The 15,103-nt window shown below is 61.1% G+C and carries 19 protein-coding genes; 13 read left to right on the top strand and 6 right to left on the bottom strand.

Translation table 11 applies throughout. The annotated features are described in order from the left end of the window. Positions 1–170 precede the first annotated feature (170 nt). A complete protein-coding gene (locus tag IH944_13470) occupies positions 171–776 on the top strand; it encodes an aminodeoxychorismate/anthranilate synthase component II (protein MCH7905559.1) in 606 nt (201 codons plus the stop codon). Here the strand turns inward: IH944_13470 and IH944_13465 are convergent. Next, positions 769–1,242 (bottom strand): hypothetical protein, encoded by a 474-nt coding sequence (locus tag IH944_13465; protein MCH7905558.1) that lies wholly within the window; start codon positions 1,240–1,242, stop codon positions 769–771. The two genes, IH944_13470 and IH944_13465, sit on opposite strands and share 8 nt — an antisense overlap. 39 nt (positions 1,243–1,281) lie before the next feature. Then, entirely contained in the window at positions 1,282–1,572 is a 291-nt protein-coding gene (locus IH944_13460) for a hypothetical protein (protein ID MCH7905557.1), read from the bottom strand. Positions 1,573–1,644: 72 nt separating this feature from the next. Between IH944_13460 and IH944_13455 the strand changes: the two genes are divergently transcribed. Continuing rightward, positions 1,645–2,526, top strand: a complete 882-nt coding sequence (locus IH944_13455) for an FAD-dependent thymidylate synthase (protein ID MCH7905556.1) — start codon at positions 1,645–1,647, stop codon at positions 2,524–2,526. Between the two features lie 61 nt (positions 2,527–2,587). Here the strand turns inward: IH944_13455 and IH944_13450 are convergent, their stop codons facing one another. Beyond that, a complete protein-coding gene (locus IH944_13450; protein MCH7905555.1) occupies positions 2,588–2,887 on the bottom strand; it encodes a GIY-YIG nuclease family protein in 300 nt (99 codons plus the stop codon). A gap of 62 nt (positions 2,888–2,949) precedes the next feature. Between IH944_13450 and IH944_13445 the strand changes: the two genes are divergently transcribed. Continuing rightward, positions 2,950–3,183, top strand: a complete 234-nt coding sequence (locus IH944_13445; protein ID MCH7905554.1) for a hypothetical protein — start codon at positions 2,950–2,952, stop codon at positions 3,181–3,183. Between the two features lie 16 nt (positions 3,184–3,199). On the opposite strand, the gene IH944_13440 is transcribed toward IH944_13445, so the two are convergent. Next, on the bottom strand, positions 3,200–3,427 hold the full coding sequence (locus tag IH944_13440) for a MerR family transcriptional regulator (GenBank protein MCH7905553.1): 228 nt from the start codon (positions 3,425–3,427) through the stop codon (positions 3,200–3,202). A 270-nt stretch (positions 3,428–3,697) separates the two neighbouring features. Between IH944_13440 and IH944_13435 the strand changes: the two genes are divergently transcribed. Together IH944_13435 and dapF are read left to right on the top strand one after the other, a co-directional pair. Then, a complete protein-coding gene (locus tag IH944_13435; protein MCH7905552.1) occupies positions 3,698–5,650 on the top strand; it encodes a hypothetical protein in 1,953 nt (650 codons plus the stop codon). Next, positions 5,647–6,525, top strand: a complete 879-nt coding sequence (dapF, locus tag IH944_13430) for a diaminopimelate epimerase (GenBank protein MCH7905551.1) — start codon at positions 5,647–5,649, stop codon at positions 6,523–6,525. The genes IH944_13435 and dapF overlap by 4 nt, the downstream gene beginning before the upstream one ends. 274 nt (positions 6,526–6,799) lie before the next feature. Here the strand turns inward: dapF and IH944_13425 are convergent, their stop codons facing one another. Then, positions 6,800–7,717 carry a carbohydrate kinase family protein gene (locus IH944_13425; GenBank protein ID MCH7905550.1) on the bottom strand — a complete coding sequence of 306 codons (918 nt, stop codon included), beginning with the start codon at positions 7,715–7,717 and terminating at the stop codon, positions 6,800–6,802. Between the two features lie 43 nt (positions 7,718–7,760). Between IH944_13425 and IH944_13420 the strand changes: the two genes are divergently transcribed. The 5 genes from IH944_13420 to IH944_13400 are packed head-to-tail and all read left to right on the top strand — an operon-like array spanning position 7,761 to position 11,280. After that, complete coding sequence (locus IH944_13420) at positions 7,761–8,129, top strand: hypothetical protein (protein MCH7905549.1); 369 nt, start codon at positions 7,761–7,763, stop codon at positions 8,127–8,129. Then, complete coding sequence (locus tag IH944_13415; protein MCH7905548.1) at positions 8,126–8,719, top strand: hypothetical protein; 594 nt, start codon at positions 8,126–8,128, stop codon at positions 8,717–8,719. Before IH944_13420 ends, IH944_13415 begins: the two co-directional genes overlap by 4 nt. Continuing rightward, positions 8,716–10,026 carry a xylose isomerase gene (xylA, locus tag IH944_13410; protein ID MCH7905547.1) on the top strand — a complete coding sequence of 437 codons (1,311 nt, stop codon included), beginning with the start codon at positions 8,716–8,718 and terminating at the stop codon, positions 10,024–10,026. Before IH944_13415 ends, xylA begins: the two co-directional genes overlap by 4 nt. Then, the gene (locus IH944_13405) at positions 10,013–10,465 is read left to right on the top strand and encodes a hypothetical protein (GenBank protein MCH7905546.1); all 453 of its coding nucleotides are present in this window, start codon (positions 10,013–10,015) and stop codon (positions 10,463–10,465) included. Before xylA ends, IH944_13405 begins: the two co-directional genes overlap by 14 nt. A gap of 8 nt (positions 10,466–10,473) precedes the next feature. After that, positions 10,474–11,280, top strand: a complete 807-nt coding sequence (locus IH944_13400; GenBank protein ID MCH7905545.1) for a nitroreductase family protein — start codon at positions 10,474–10,476, stop codon at positions 11,278–11,280. Between the two features lie 162 nt (positions 11,281–11,442). Here the strand turns inward: IH944_13400 and ftsZ are convergent, their stop codons facing one another. Beyond that, positions 11,443–12,558: a cell division protein FtsZ gene (gene ftsZ / locus IH944_13395; protein ID MCH7905544.1), complete on the bottom strand. Its 1,116-nt coding sequence runs from the start codon at positions 12,556–12,558 to the stop codon at positions 11,443–11,445. 140 nt (positions 12,559–12,698) lie between these two features. On the opposite strand from ftsZ, the gene purE reads away from it, so the two are divergent. From purE to IH944_13380, 3 genes are all read left to right on the top strand, one after another. Then, on the top strand, positions 12,699–13,193 hold the full coding sequence (gene purE / locus IH944_13390) for a 5-(carboxyamino)imidazole ribonucleotide mutase (GenBank protein ID MCH7905543.1): 495 nt from the start codon (positions 12,699–12,701) through the stop codon (positions 13,191–13,193). Further along, the gene (locus IH944_13385) at positions 13,190–14,029 is read left to right on the top strand and encodes a bifunctional 5,10-methylenetetrahydrofolate dehydrogenase/5,10-methenyltetrahydrofolate cyclohydrolase (protein ID MCH7905542.1); all 840 of its coding nucleotides are present in this window, start codon (positions 13,190–13,192) and stop codon (positions 14,027–14,029) included. Before purE ends, IH944_13385 begins: the two co-directional genes overlap by 4 nt. A 140-nt stretch (positions 14,030–14,169) precedes the next feature. Further along, positions 14,170–15,048 carry an alpha/beta fold hydrolase gene (locus IH944_13380; GenBank protein ID MCH7905541.1) on the top strand — a complete coding sequence of 293 codons (879 nt, stop codon included), beginning with the start codon at positions 14,170–14,172 and terminating at the stop codon, positions 15,046–15,048. The last annotated feature ends 55 nt before the right edge of the window (positions 15,049–15,103 follow it).

The raw sequence follows: 15,103 nt of genomic DNA, 5'->3' as shown, positions 1-15,103 counted from the left end.
GCGACGGCTAATCTGTTTGAAGGTCATGTTTACAATACTATCATGATTGGCGGACAATTCCCGACAGATTCGTTGTGAACGGGTACGGCGATCCTGCCAGGACGCAGTTTCGGATAAGACCTATACGACGTATAGGACCTATCACGCGAGGCCGGGATAAACTAGCACGCGTGATTCTCGTCATCGACAACTACGACTCGTTCACGTACAACCTCGTGCAGTACCTTGGTCAGTGCGGCGCGGAGGTCGAGGTCGAGCGGAACGATGAGATCGACCTGGATGAGATCATTAAGAGGAATCCTGTGGGGATTCTGCTCTCGCCGGGTCCGTGCACGCCGGACAAGGCTGGCGTGTGCATCGACATCTCGCGCGAAGTCCTCGAACCGAACGGTGCACTGAAGGGCGTGCCGCTGTTCGGAGTGTGCTTGGGGCATCAGACGTTCGGCTACGTCGCGGGCGGCACGGTGGCGCGAGCGAAGAACATCATGCACGGCAAGTCCTCGATGGTGCGGCACGACGGGAAAGGTGTGTTCGCTGGCATGCCGAATCCGTTTCGGGCGATTCGGTACCACTCGCTGATCTTGACCGGCGACACGGTTCCGGACGGATTCGAGGTCTCTGCGACAGCCGAGGACGACGGCGAGATCATGGGGTTGCGGCACACGGGCCTCCCGATCTACGGCGTCCAGTTCCACCCAGAGTCCATCATGACCGAGCAGGGCATGACGATCGTGCAGAACTTCGTGGACCTGTGCGGCCAGCAGGTCGCTAGTTGACCGTCCCCTCGTCGGGCAGCACTTCGATTCCCACAAGTTGCCAGGAGTTCCTCGGCAGTCTTGCAAGTTCGAGTTTGACCGTGGCTGAGCCGTTCTCGAAATCGACCTCGGCTACGAACGTCGCGCGCAAGACCTGCGATTCTCCGTTGTTGTCGACCGCAAGGTCTGTGACCTGCCCGATGCTCGACTTCAGCTGTCCGAGTTTCTCTCCATATGCCCGAAGCTGAGCCGACAGCGTTCCATCTTGGTCGCTGTCCACGAGGCTCTGAGCAGACCGCAGCTTGATGTCTTCGAAATCCCAGTTCAGCGTTAACAGCGCCACGGTCTCCTCGCCGAACGTCTTTGCGTTCGACCTGGACTCGTCCATGGCGACCTCGAACCCTTTGAACATCTGAAACATCCACAGGAAGCAGAAGCCGGCGAGAACGACCAGTACGCCGATGGCGATCATCGTGCCTTTGTTCATCGGTTGCGTCTAGTCTAGCCCGATGGTACTGATGATGGTTCAATCCTCAAACGGTCTGGCCTCCATTGCGACGGATACCTCGCCATAGGTGCAGGTCGATCTGAACCGTTTGTCGAACGGCTTGGGGAACACGACCTCGATCGCCGAAGTCTCCAAGCGTTCTAGGTCGATCTTCTCGCCCGTTCTGTCTTCAAGATAGGCGTGGCATGCCTCCAGCGCGCCGTGCTCCATCCTTGCGAACTGTCCGAACGCTTGGATACCGATGAGCCCGCCGATAGGGAGCACGAAAAGCACAAAGATCCACGCGACCTGTTTTGTCTGTCTCTTCACGGCGCCGCCCTGTTAAGAACATTGCGGGAAACGGGCCGGCCGCGTTGCAGCACGCCGTGCCAAAATCGATCAATGGCCCGAACTGTCGTCCCCGAAGCCGATGCCCTGATCGACCAGGAGATCAAAGTCCTCGACAAGGGGTTCGTGCGGCTGGTGGACTACCTGGGAGGGGACGATCGCATCGTTCAGGCTGCGAGGGTGAGCTACGGTGCAGGCACGAAGACCGTGCGGCAAGATCGCGGGCTGATCCACTACCTTTTGCGCAACGAGCACACCAGCCCGTTCGAGCAGGTGATCTTGACGTTCCATACGAAGATGCCGATCTTCGTCGCGCGCCAGTGGGTGCGGCACAGGACCGCGCGGCTCAACGAGATCAGCGGGCGGTACTCGATCATGAAGGACGAGTTCTACGTGCCTGCCAAAGACCAGATGCGTTGCCAGAGCAGCGACAACAAACAGGCGCGCAGCGACGAGACGCTCGCTGACCCGGTGGTTGAGAAGATGCTCAAAGAGCTGGTGGACGACCAGGCTGTGATCTACGAGCACTACGAGGGGATGATCAACGAGGGCCTGGCACGGGAGTTGGCGCGAACGAACCTTCCGCTTTCGCTCTACACGGAGTGGTATTGGCAGATCGACCTCCACAACCTGTTCCACTTTCTGCGCCTGCGGATGGACAGCCATGCGCAGTACGAGATCCGGGTCTTTGCTGAGGCGATGGCTAGGTGTGCGCGGGCCGTCTCACCGCTTGCTTATGAGGCGTTCGAGGAGCACTCGCTTCACGGCGCTCGGTTCAGTCGCAAGGAGTGTGTAGCTTTGGCAAAGATGCTGGACGGCGGCGAAAGTGGTCTGAAAGGGCGGAGCCTTGCGATCTTCGAGCAGAAGCTGGAGAAAATTAAGGCGTCAGTTCCGATCGAGGAGCCGGAAGAACCGGCCCTTCCGAGCCAGAGCTAGCTAAAGAAGCTTTGTACCGCCCACCGTCATCCTGAGCGGATCGAAGGAGCGCGGTGGGGGGTTACTGAACTTCTCGCTCATTATAAGGAAGCGCCAGCCCCGGCAGGTCCTCGATTCGCCCCTCGATCAAGGCGATCTTCTTTTCTCGCCGCCAACCCTTGATTCTCTTCTCGAACTGAATCGCCTGATCCATGTCTGGGAAGCTCGTGGACCAGACCAGTTGGTACGGTCCGTTCCACTTCGAGAAACCCTCGACTACTCCGTGCTCGTGTTCCGACAGCCTGTATTCGAGATCGGACGTGACTCCGATGTAGAACTTTCCTGTTCGACATTCGAGCATGTAGACGGCGGGGTACTTCACATTGGCGAGAACTCTACCTCGATGCGACCGCCCCAGACCCGCGCTCCTTCGATCCGCTCAGGATGACGGGTCTGGGGCTGGCTCCGCGCGCCTACGTTTCGCTCAGGATGACGGGTCTGGGGCTGGCTCTGCGCGCCTACGTTTCGCTCAGGATGACGGGTCTGGGGCTGGCTCCGCGCGCCTACGTTTCGCTCAGGATGACGGGTCTGGGGCTGGCTCCGCGCGCCTACGTTTCGCTCAGGATGACGGTTATCGGGCTGGTTGCGTACGGCTCTGGAGAGCCGCACCACAATTGAGAGAGTGAAGCAGAAGCTAGGCGGCTCGGCTGACTTCGTGGATCTTGACGAGGTGGCGCTTGGCGCCGGCGATGCTGAACATCTCGTCGCGTAGGAGCCGCTTCAGCGTGAATACGGTCCGAATGTCCTCGGGCGAGTACCGTCGCTGGCCTCCGGTGGTCCGCTTCGGCCTTAGGTACCCGGGGAACTCCTTTTCCCAGTACCGCAGGGTGTGGACCTCGACGCCAGTAATTTGGCTTGCCATGCTGATGCTGACAGGCGATTCTGAACGCGCGCTGGATGCGGATTCCTGCATACCGGTTGATCTCGGAGGCTGCCTGGTTCGGCTGCTTCCATAGGACATATCGGCGAATCCCAGTAGATTTGCAGGGTTTACAGGTAGGAACGCACGTTAGATCCTAGGTGGAACGCGGTGCCGATCTGCGGCCTTACGTAGTTGGAGAGCCGAACTTCCCGGCCCTGACAGGCCCGCACGGCGGATCGGAACTGCCGTACAATCTAACGGTTCGTTGATATGGAAGAGTTTTGTCGGTCGCAGACTGCCGCTCTGAACGAGTTGGAGAACCTAGCGCCGGGCGCACCGTTCTTGGCGCTCGGGCAGACCGTCTTTTGGGACGAGCCGCTGAAAATCGGCGTCATCCAAGCCGGACACAGGCTCGGGTTCAGGCGCAAGTTCGTGTGCGGGATTCACGACACCGACTACTTCGCCAAGTACTCGCACCGCTCGATCAAGACCGGGTACCACGCCCTGCCGCACAACGACACGACGACGAAGGCGATATGGAGCGCCGCAGGTGAGTTCTCCGCACTGTTCGGCTCAGAGACCGTCATCGGAAGAGACCGCCTGGCAGCGGCGGGAGGCAAGGTTGCCCGCATCGCCCACGCACGGCCGGGATACCTGGAAGGCATCACGGAAGCTTGGGGCTGGCGCGGCGTTGTCTCTTACGAGCCGAGCAGCAGGACCACGGCTGACACGGCTTTGAGCAGGCTGTTCGACCCGCTGTACGACACGCTGGAGTGGGCGATCGACGAGAGCTTGGAGTGTATCGCAGGCGACGAGCGAGCCCGTGCGGTCGCCGTCGGCGAGGGGTTGAAGGGGATCGCCTGTGACGCGGCAGACGACCGTCAGAACCTGAACCTGGCCGATTACTACGCGAAGCTCGCCCCGATCTTGTACGGCGAAGTATCCAAGAGCGAAGTCGATCTTGAGGTGACGAAGACGACCGTGCTCCTGCGCCTCAACTCCGGTACTTGCGACCTGCCCCGTTTTCGGATACTGAACCTGTTCATCGATCCGAATACCAGGGATGCGGCGTGCAAGGCGTACGACGAGACGATCGAGGGCACAGAGATCTACCCGTTGAGCCGATTTGGCGCAGGCGCTCTGCCGTTCGACGTCTACATCCCAGGCCGAGGGCGGGGGACGCTCAAGCTGGGGAAACGGGGAGGAGTCGTCATGACCACGGAGCCGATCGGGTTCTCGTTCAAGAAGCCGCTGAAGAACGTCTCTGATCTCGCACGAGTTCTCGAACGCAAGTTCGGCGAGGACGTGGTAGTCGTCGGCAAAGCCGTCACCCTGATCGGCATGCTCGCGGCAGAGTTCGTCTTCGTGTTTCACGAGGGCGCGAGCAATTACGTCAAGTACAGTCGGCTGCTGCACCAGAAGCTCTCCGCGGCCGGTCTGGACCTGTCGCTGAAGCCGATTCTACGAGTCCGGTATGAGCCTTGGGACGCGCTGATCGAGTGCAAGTCGTGGTTCCGACTGCCCCCTCCGCTTCGCGGGCCGTTCGGAGTTGACGAGCTGAGCGCAGAGAGTTTCGCGAAGCGGTGGCGAGGCGTGGCCGATGAGCAGACCTCCCTGCTGGCGAAGCTCGCGGAGTTGAGGCGACCGCTGGAGCTGTTCCAGTTCTTGGACTCTCACCTCGCGGGCCAGTGGAGCTCTTTGAGCGCGGAGTACGACTCGATCAACGCGTCGATGCTGTCACTGAACGCCGAGGTTGGCGAGATCAAGGACCGAAGGAGCGAATTAGTGCAGCGCACCAAGAGGTTGAGGGAGCAGCGGTCGATAGCCGAAGTCGAAAAGGGCGCTCACTGGCGCGCGAATATTTTTGAAAGGAGCCCGACTCAGGCGGAATTTGACGAGAGAGAGCGATTGACACACGAGGTCTCGCGCGTGGCCAAGGAGATCGAGCGGGCCAAGAAAGATTGGCGTGATCTCAAGGCGGAGCAGGATGCGCTGGTCAACAGTCCGGAGGTGCTCAGAAGCGGCGACCGCCGCAAGGCGATCGCTTTCGAGGCGGAGCTGATGCGACTCAAGCTGATCCGAGAAGCGGTCATTGCGACAGACGGGTTGCGCAACGCCGGGCACCGCCCTTCGGCGTGGTGGTTCCCGCTCGTCTCGCCTGACGGACGCTGGTATGAAGCGACGATGCGAAGGGCGTTCTACTACTTGGAGCACCTGAGATGAGCGTGCTGCCGTTTTGCAAGATGCAGTCGGTGGGAAACGACTTTGTGCTCGTCCAACTCTCAGACTTGAAGCGAGTTGCGTGCGACGAGCGCCTGCCGGATCTCGCAAGAGCGCTCTGCAGCCGGCGCACGTCGATCGGTAGCGACGGGCTTCTGGTTTTGGATTCGCAGGGCGTCGGGCTAGTGCTGCGGATGTTCAATCCTGACGGCTCCGAGGACGTCTGCGGAAACGGATCTCGCTGCTCGGCGCTTTATGCGGTTCGGCGCGGCTGGGTGTCTGCCAGCCACGTGATCGAGCACGGCGGGCGCAATGTGTCGGCAACCGTCCATGAGGACGGGCGCGTTTCCACCGACGGAGGGCGCGCGAACTTCGATCCCGAGGCGGTTCCTCTCGACACCGGACTTCATGAGACGGAACTGGTCGAAGAGCCCGTGTGCGGAGTTATCGGCACGGCCGTCAACGTCGGAAGCACGCACTTCGTCTCGTTCGTGGACGAGCTTCCCGATGACCGAACGTTTTTTGCCGTCAGCCCTAAGATCGAAGTCGACCCCCTCTTCCCCGAGCGCACAAGCATCATCTATACCAAGATCGTGAGCGAGTCTGAGCTGAGCATCCGTATCTGGGAGCGCGGGGCGGGCGAGACGCTTGGCTGCGGCACCGGCGCGAGCGCGGCGGCGGTTGTCGCGATGCGCCGACGCGGCTTTGGCGGCGAGATCAGGGTGGTCAGCAAAGGTGGCGAGACTACCGTTTCGGCGGATTCCTGGCAGGGCGAACTGCTGGCGACGTCCTCGCCCAGCGAGGTGTTCAGCGGGTCGGTTGCCGTGAGCAAAGCTCGGAACTCGTCGCCTGGTGGTCGCCAAGTAGTCGCCAGATAGACGCCGGGACGATATCATTTTCACCTGTTCACGGCAGGCGGCGTGCCTTCATCGGACTGAGAGTCCGAAGGCCGAGATGCGAACTAAGAGTCCGCGCTCCATGTCGCGCGGGCATCGGGACAACCATTCTGCGCGTTTGTGCTCCTCGGAGCAGCAAGCGCGACTACACGAACTGGGAGGGCGAGCGTCACCGCGAGCCGCGCCAGCCGTCGGCTCCGCGCATACGTGCAGGTCTGGAGACCCGCACCACAATGGCGTGAGCGGGCCTGAGTCCCTATCGCTTCGCTGACTCGTAATGGCCGGCGACTTCCGGATGGTCTGCCAAGAACGCGTCGATCATTTGCTTTGACTCGAGTCCGCCGATCGCGCCTAGCTTCCTGCAGTTGAACGCCGCTGCAGTCGAAGCGAACGTGAAGCACTGAGCGATCTCCCAGCCAGCGGCAAGCCCGAACAGCACCCCCGCGCGGAACATGTCGCCAGCGCCGGTCGAGTCGACCGAGTCAGGGATATCGACCGCCGGGTACTTGTGGACTCCAAACTCCCTGCTGCCTGCGACAAACCCGTTGACGCCGTCCGTGAGGATTCCGAAGCAGTCGTGCTGTTCCAGCCAGCGAGAAACCCAGTCGCAGTTGTGTTGGGCATCGCCGAATCGGCCGACCCACGCGGTGCTGCTCTGCCAGATCGCTCCAACGGGAACCGTCTCGTCGTCTCGGACAAAGTCGAGCAAGTAGATTTTCATACCGGCTTTCGAGGCCAACGCGATCGCCTCGCGGGCCTTCTTGCCGTGATTCGGATCTGCCGTGAACCACGATCCGGCCGGCAGAGGCGCGAGAGCCGGATCACATCTCTTCTCCATCTCCGCGAATCCACGTCCGAACATCGTGCGCTGGCCATCGGGAGTAACGAAAATGTGGCAAACGGGCGCTGCGTGGTCGGCGTGGGGAAGCAATGCCTGACCAAGCCCGTGTTGGCGGAGCAGCGCAGCCAACAGATCAGCCTGTGCCCCTTGGCCGATCGGATTTCCGACCAACGTCGTGTCTGCGCCCCATCGGACGAGCGCAGCAGCCGTGTTCGCTGCTTCGCCGCCGAGCATGTGAATCTCCTCGGTGATCTCCGTGTAGCCACCCTTTTGGGGCAAGAAATCGACTCGATGCAGGAGATCGAGGCACACGGTTCCGTAAACCACGATCATGTGCCCATATTGTGTACGAACGCCTTCAGGTAAGGTCGGGCCTATGATCTGGCTGCAGTCATCTGTCTGCTTTCTGGTCTGGATCGCCTACGGCTTGGCCATGCGCAGACGTTCGGCGGCGCTGAAAACGCGCATGCAGGGCCTCACACCCCAGAAACGGGTGATGTTTGGGGCTGGCGGCCTGATTTTAGGGCTGTTCGTGCTGGCCGTGGGACTGTTCGCGCTGGACGCGCTCGGCGGTACGAGAGATGGCGCCTTGACGCTGTGGGCCTGGCCGATCGTAGCGGTTCTAGGTCTGTTGTTCATCCACCTTCAGGTACTCGGGGCCGCAGCTATGCTCGCATCGGCGGTAGGTTCAGAAACGGCGGCAGCTTCAGATACGTCCAATTCGCAGGAGAACGATCAAACATGAACTTCCGTCCGCTAGTCACCCTCGTCATAGTTGCCTGCCTCTCCGCCTCTGCCCTGGCACAGGTCGATCCTGCTCAAGCGAAGCACAGCGATGAGATTGTTCGCAAGGTTCAGGAGATTGAGATTTACAATCAGATTCTGCCGGTGCTCATCACGCCGAAGCAGGCGGACGAGCTTCTTACTGTGCTCGAAAAGGGTCGTGCTGAGATGAAGCGCCACAACGACAAGGAGTACGAGATGATGAAGTCCTTCGAGGTCGAGATCGACGCGGCGCTGAAAAAGGCGAGGGACCGGGGTCAGATTCCGACAGAGGACTTCATGGCGCGTATGCTGAACATGTTTCGCGCGTTCAATATGATGAGAAAGGCGATCATCGACGGTATTGTCGCCGATCTTCAAGCCGAGCTGAATCAAACGCTCAACGAAGGGCAGATTGCCGCAGCGGCAAAAGCGTTCAATCCACGGTTTTTCGACCCGACGCTCGACCCGAAGACAATGACCATCGACCAGCGGCTAGAGCTATGGATCCGAGTCATTCTCATTGATCCTGTTGCCTACGACGTCATGAAGAGAATCGCGCTCGGAAGGTGACGTTTTTCCCCGAGGTCGATTCGCCGATTGCCTACGAGGGCCCGGAGAGCCAGAATCCGCTGGCATTCCGGCACTACGACGCCGAGTCCGAGATTGCGGGCAAGTCGATGCGCGAGCACCTGAAGTTCGCCGTCTGCTACTGGCACACGATGCGCGGCGGCGGCGTCGATCCTTTCGGCTCGGCTACCATGGTCAGACCGTGGCCTCTGGTGCCGAAGGACGTTGGCGAGTCCAAAATCGTCATGGACGCAGCGTTCGAGTTGTTCCAGAAGCTTGGCGTCGGCTACTGGTGTTTTCACGACACGGACATCGCGCCGGAGGGCGAGTCTCCTCACGAGTACGAGGCGAATCTCGACCAGATGGTCGAGTACGCCTTGGACCGCCAGCGGGCGACCGGTGTGCGGCTGCTTTGGGGTACGGCCAACCTGTTCAGCCATCCTCGCTACCAGTGCGGTGCGGCGACCAACCCGAATCCGGACGTCTTTGCGCGCGCGGCGCTGCAGGTCAAGAGCGCGATGGACGCGACGAAAAAGCTCGGCGGAGCTGGCTACACGTTCTGGGGTGGGCGCGAAGGGTACGACACGCTGCTGAACACAGACTTAAAGAGAGAGCGGGAGCAGTTGGCGACGTTCTTGAGGCTCGCGGCCGAGTACGCCGATGAGATCGGATTCAAGGGACAGCTGTACATCGAGCCGAAGCCGATGGAGCCGACCAAACACCAGTACGACAGCGACGTCGAGGCGTGCCTGAACTTCCTGCGGGAGTTCGAGCTAATGGGGTTCTTCAAGCTCAACATTGAGACGAACCACGCTACACTCGCCGGCCATACGATGCAGCACGAACTGAGAGTCGCTCGGTATGCCGGTGCGCTCGGTTCGGTAGACGCGAACTGCGGCGATGAGCTGTTAGGCTGGGACACCGATCAGTTTCCGACGAACGTGTACCTCACGACGCAGGTGATGCTCGAGGTGCTGGAAATGGGAGGGTTCACCACCGGCGGTCTGAACTTCGACGCCAAAGTCAGGCGCGCATCGCACGAGCCGGTCGACTTGCTGTACGCGCACATCGGGGGGATGGACGCCTTCGCTTTCGGGCTCAAGATCGCTTGCAGGATTCGACAAGACGGTCGACTGGCCGGAATCTTGGCTGATCGTTACTCAGGTTGGAATGATCCGTTTGGGGATGGCGTTCTAAAGGGTGAGCGTTCGCTGGAGCAGTGCGCCGAACACGCTAGAGCGGCGGATGAGCCCGCTCGAACGTCTGGACGGCAGGAGCGGCTTGAGAATTTGATCAATGAGTACTTATAGATTGCTGGCCCCGCTCGTGCTCGCACTGTCTGCCTTGGCGTTGCTTGGCTGCGGGAATGGCGCTAAGAAGGTTGATCACGGCGACAAGCTGGGCACTGTTGCCTGGACGGACACCTATGCACAGGCGTTCGAGACGGCTGAAGAGACCGGCCAAGGCGTCATGCTGGTCTTTTGGAAGCCGGGTGAGAATCAATCTGAGTTTCTGCTTGACGACGCCATGGAACACAAGCCGATCACCGACCAATTGACTGACTTTGTGCCAGTCAGCATAATAATGAACTCGCCGGCGACGATTCAGCTCTCGATTCGGCATGAAGTGAAATCCATCCCGTCCACGATTTTCATGAACGCCGACGGCGAAGAGATCGGAAGGGTCGAGGGGTACGGCGGGATCGACTGGTACCTCGATGAATTGAGCGCGGCCCTCGAGGGTTCATAATTCCGGCTGTGTTTGACGAATCTCCGTCGGAGTCTTGGAACCGCCGATACGGCTCCAGCGCCTCATCGCCGCCCTCTGAACTGCCTGCCAGGCTGCTAGCGCATCGCTCGGTTCGCAACTACTCGGAGGCGCCGATATCGGAGCAGACGATGCGTTGGCTGATTGCGGCGGCTCAGAGCTCCGCGACGAGCAGCAACCTGCAACTGTGGTCGGTGATCTCCGTCCAGGAACGGGATCGCAGAGCCGCGATCGCCGAGCTTTGCGCGGATCAGGATCAAGTTCGCGACGCCAGTTGGTTCCTCTGTTTTATCGTCGACCACTTCCGCATTCGCGAGGTTGCAAAAGAGGTTGGCGAGGAGTGTCTCGGGCTGGACTACAACGAGTACTACACCATGGCGCTGGTGGATGTTGCGCTCGCTGCCGAGCGTCTGGTGTGCGCGGCCGAATCGACCGGCATCGGTATCTGCTACATCGGGGCGCTGCGCAACTCGCCGTCGGCCGTTGCCGAGCTTTTGGAGTTGCCTGATGGCACGTTCGGCGTCTTTGGCCTGTGCCTGGGGTATCCGGCCGATGACTGCTCTGCTGTGATCAAGCCTCGGCTCTCGCAGGACAAGGTTTGGTTCCGCGAAAAGTACGACCGAGAGGTCGAAGTCGGCGACTACGACGAGCGTATGAAGGCGTTCAATGATTCGCAGAACTTGAAGGTGGACGTCGCCTGGTCGATGCGCAGCGGTCGCAGAGTCGACGAGCATCATCTCTCCGGGCGGGACGTGTTAAAGGATTTCCTGGGCGCACGGGGTTTGGACAAGCGCTAGGTTGCGTCACTCGCTTTGCTGACTCTGCGGGCAGTCACGAGAGTAAGCGCAGCAAGTGTCAGCGAAGCCAGCGCCAGCAAAGCAAGCGACCCGTCAAAAAAATGCCCCGCCACGGGGGCGGGGCTATTCGTTGGACCAGTACGTTTCGATGCAAGTCGTTTGTTATCTTCGGCCGGAGTGCTGGTGCCGCAGGAACGCCGGGATGTCGAAGTCGATCTCGTCGAGTTCGATGGCGTCGAGCGTTGGCCGCGCTACGGCGTCCTCGCCGGAGGACGTCGGCGCCTCCTCTCTGACGAACACTTCGCGGTCGGCCTGTCGGCGGGACACTGCAGGCATTCCGGCCGCGAGGAGGGTCACGGAGACCTGATCGCCCATGCTTTCGTCGGTGACGTGCCCCATGAAGATCGCTGCGTCCTCCGCGTCGGCGAACTGCATGACGTACTCCATGATGTCGTTCGCTTCGCCCAAGCTGAAGTCCGGTCCGGCGGTAATGTTGATGAGCAGCCGCTTCGCACCGCGAACGTCGGTCTCTATCAGCGGTGACGTCGCTGCAGCCTCTGCCGCAGTTCGACCTCGGTGCTCCCCGGTTCCTCGGCCCAGCCCCATGAGCGCGACGCCCGCGTCCTTCATGACGCTCTTGACGTCGGCGAAGTCAACGTTGATCAGCCCTGGCTTGAGAATGATGTCGCTGATGCCCTGGACCCCCTGGCGAAGGGTGTCGTCGGCGTACCTGAAGGCGTCTTCGAGCGACGTTTTGCGATCGACCGCCGTCAGCAGCTTCTCGTTAGGGATGACGATGAGAGTATCCACGTGCTCCTGCATTCGGGCGATTCCCTCTTCGGCGATACGCCGTCGCCGGGGCCCCTCGAAGCCAAACGGCTTGGTCACGACTCCGACCGTCAAGATGTCGAGCCGTTGAGCGATCTGCGCGACGATGGGCGCCGCGCCGGTTCCAGTCCCGCCGCCCATGCCGGCAGTGATGAAGAGCATGTCGACCCCCTCCAGCTCCGCAGCGATCGCGTGCTCGCTCTCCTTGGCCGCAGCTTGGCCTTTGGTCGGGTCGCCGCCGGTGCCGAGTCCTCGCGTAATCATATCGCCCAGAGCCAGCTTCTTTTCGGCGTAGCATGCGTTCAGCGCCTGCATGTCCGTGTTGAGCGCGACGAATTTCACGCCCTCTAGAGCGGTCTGAATCATGCGGTTGACGGCGTTGCACCCGCCGCCGCCGACACCCATCACCTTGATGACTACCTGTGAGTCGAAGAGGTTTCTTCCTGTCATCGTTCGGTCCTTGTAACGACCAGTGCTCCGCACACGAGCAGAGCCGTCATTTAGGACGTGAACGAACCTGGAAAAGCCGCAACCCGGGCAGGAATTGGGAACCGAACTTTTCCACACGTTCGAAGGTGTATCCTAGTGCCATGTCGGAGCCGGTCGTCGGAATCATCATGGGGTCGGACAGCGACCTCGAAACCATGGAGGCGGCAGAGGTCGTCATGAAGGATTTCGAGGTTCCTTATGAGCTTGAGATCGTGAGTGCGCACCGGACGCCTGATCGGATGGTCGAATACGCCAAGTCTGCTCGCTCTCGCGGACTGCGCGTGATCATTGCGGGGGCTGGGGGTGCTGCGCATCTACCGGGCATGGTCGCTTCGCTGACTTCGCTTCCCGTTATCGGCGTGCCTGTGAAGAGTCGCGGAATGGACGGGTTGGACTCGCTGTACTCGATCGTGCAGATGCCGCGCGGCATACCCGTCGCATGCGTGGCAATCGGCAACGCGACCAACGCGGGCTTGCTCGCCGTGCGGATTCTCGCTTGCTCCGATGACGGGTTGTCTGCGCGTCTCGATGAGTTTCAGCAGGAACAAGAGAAGATGGTGCTCGACAAGAACGCCGAGGTGTCGCGCCGAGGATGAGCGCAGAAATCCTCGACGGGCTCGGTCTGGCGCGTCAGATTCGGGCTGAGTTGAAAGATCGCGTTTCTGCGATGTCCGTGGTGCCTCGGATCGAGGCGATCGTGGCTTCGCAGGACAGTGCCTCCTTGGCTTATGTGAAGATGAAGCGCAAGTGGGCGGGGCTGTGCGGGATAGAGAGCGGCTCTTGGTCGGCGGATTCCGAAACAACGCAACCTGAGCTTCTTTCTCGGATTGCTGAGCTGAACGACGATCCTGCTGTGCACGGGATTCTGATCCAGCACCCCTTGCCGCCGCACCTCGACGAGAACGCAGCTCTGTCGGCGCTCGGTGCGTCGAAAGACGTCGACGGCATCACTTCGGCGTCTCTCGGTCGGTTGACGGCGGGCCTGCCCGGCTTTCGGTGTGCATGCCCCCTTGGGATGATGAAGCTCCTCGACCATTACGGTATTGAGTGCGAAGGGAAGCGTGCGGTCGTGATTGGGCGATCTGTAATCCTCGGCAAGCCCGCCGCGCTGATGCTCCTGGAGCGGCACGCGACTGTGACCATCGCCCACTCGCGCACTGTGGATCTTCCTACCTTGGTTCGGGAAGCGGATATTGTTGTGGCGGCGGTCGGGCGGCCTGAGATGGTGAAGGGCGACTGGCTGAAACCCGGCGCGGTCGTTTTGGACGCCGGGTACAACAGGGTCGAAGGCCGGGACAAGGACGTCGGTGACTGCGAGTTTTCCTCTTGTTCCGAGGTCGCGGCTTGGATCACGCCGGTGCCCGGCGGCGTCGGGCCGATGACCGTGGCGAGTCTGCTTTGGAATACGGTCGAGGCGGCTGCGCGGCAATAGCCTGTCGCTTGCTTTGCTGACTCTTGTTCCTGACTCTCGCTTCGCTGTCATTGGCAGGAACGAGAGTCAGTGAAACGAGAGACAGGCTTCAGCCAAGAGTCAGCTTGCAGGAGTCAGCCGTAGCGGCTAACCTATGGAGCATGAAAGCGCAACGGCGCAAGCGGATGTGGATCAGATTGGTCGTTTACTTCGGCGTGTTGCCGCTCCTTTATTTCGGACTTTGCTGGTACTTGGCGAGCGGCTATGTGAAGCCGCCTCGGAACGTCGCCGAATGGATGCCGAGCTCCATGCGGGCCGTCATCATCGACCACGAACCGCACGACCTCGTCGCCTGGGCGTCGCGATCGCTCGCAACGGGCGAGCCCGAGCACGACACGGTCGTCATCCTGGTGCACGGCTACGGCGCCAACCGCGACCACTGGCCGCTCCTCATCGAACTTCTCGAACAGCGCGCTGAGATCGTCGCGCCCGCGATGCACGGGCAGGACGCGAGCCTTGCGGAGATGGTGGGCTTCGGCCCGGGCGAAGCGGCGGAGATCGCGTCGGCAGCCCGTTGGGCCAGGGCGCAGTACGAAGGCGACGTCAAGGTCGTCCTGTTCGGCGTTTCTCTCGGCGGTTCAGCGTGTTGGCTGGCTGCGGGCGAGCACCCGGAGTTGTTCGACGCCGTGGTGACCGAGGGCGCTTTCGCGACTCTCGAGAGTGCATCCGACGAGTTCATGAAAAGCGCGTTCCGAGGTGGATCGGGCCTGATGCGCCCTGTCATCTGGTTCGCGAACATCCAGGGCGGCATCGATCCGTCGAAGGTGAGGCCCGTGGACGGCGCGAAGAAGTGGAGCGGCCCAGCGCTCGTCATCCACGGCACGGAAGACGCGATGTTCGGCACGCACAACGCAGAAAAGCTGGCCGCGGCCAGCGGCGCAGACCTCTGGCTCGTCGAGGGTCTGCATCACGCGCAGTTGGCGGGCGACGACCCTGAGGGACTCGCCGATCGGATACTCGGCGTCGCGTCTGGACGGTAGGCAAATCACCTCAGTGACAGGAACACGAGTCAGGCGGGAGCCAAGAGTCAGCCCG

This window comes from Armatimonadota bacterium, assembly GCA_022563855.1.
Classification (GTDB): Bacteria; Armatimonadota; Fimbriimonadia; order Fimbriimonadales; family Fimbriimonadaceae; genus JADFMN01.
Note: the sequence above shows the minus strand (reverse complement) of the source record. Positions and strands in the feature narration are given on the sequence as shown.

Coding starts and splice junctions, on each gene's coding strand:
- purE (MCH7905543.1), top strand. CDS start 12,699: ATGTCGGAGCCGGTCGTCGGAATCATCATGGGGTCGGACAGCGACCTC.
- IH944_13385 (MCH7905542.1), top strand. CDS start 13,190: ATGAGCGCAGAAATCCTCGACGGGCTCGGTCTGGCGCGTCAGATTCGG.
- IH944_13415 (MCH7905548.1), top strand. CDS start 8,126: ATGAACTTCCGTCCGCTAGTCACCCTCGTCATAGTTGCCTGCCTCTCC.
- IH944_13445 (MCH7905554.1), top strand. CDS start 2,950: ATGACGGGTCTGGGGCTGGCTCCGCGCGCCTACGTTTCGCTCAGGATG.
- IH944_13405 (MCH7905546.1), top strand. CDS start 10,013: ATGAGTACTTATAGATTGCTGGCCCCGCTCGTGCTCGCACTGTCTGCC.
- IH944_13440 (MCH7905553.1), bottom strand. CDS start 3,427: ATGGCAAGCCAAATTACTGGCGTCGAGGTCCACACCCTGCGGTACTGG.
- IH944_13425 (MCH7905550.1), bottom strand. CDS start 7,717: ATGATCGTGGTTTACGGAACCGTGTGCCTCGATCTCCTGCATCGAGTC.
- dapF (MCH7905551.1), top strand. CDS start 5,647: ATGAGCGTGCTGCCGTTTTGCAAGATGCAGTCGGTGGGAAACGACTTT.
- ftsZ (MCH7905544.1), bottom strand. CDS start 12,558: ATGACAGGAAGAAACCTCTTCGACTCACAGGTAGTCATCAAGGTGATG.
- IH944_13420 (MCH7905549.1), top strand. CDS start 7,761: ATGATCTGGCTGCAGTCATCTGTCTGCTTTCTGGTCTGGATCGCCTAC.
- IH944_13455 (MCH7905556.1), top strand. CDS start 1,645: ATGGCCCGAACTGTCGTCCCCGAAGCCGATGCCCTGATCGACCAGGAG.
- IH944_13435 (MCH7905552.1), top strand. CDS start 3,698: ATGGAAGAGTTTTGTCGGTCGCAGACTGCCGCTCTGAACGAGTTGGAG.
- IH944_13380 (MCH7905541.1), top strand. CDS start 14,170: ATGAAAGCGCAACGGCGCAAGCGGATGTGGATCAGATTGGTCGTTTAC.
- IH944_13465 (MCH7905558.1), bottom strand. CDS start 1,242: ATGAACAAAGGCACGATGATCGCCATCGGCGTACTGGTCGTTCTCGCC.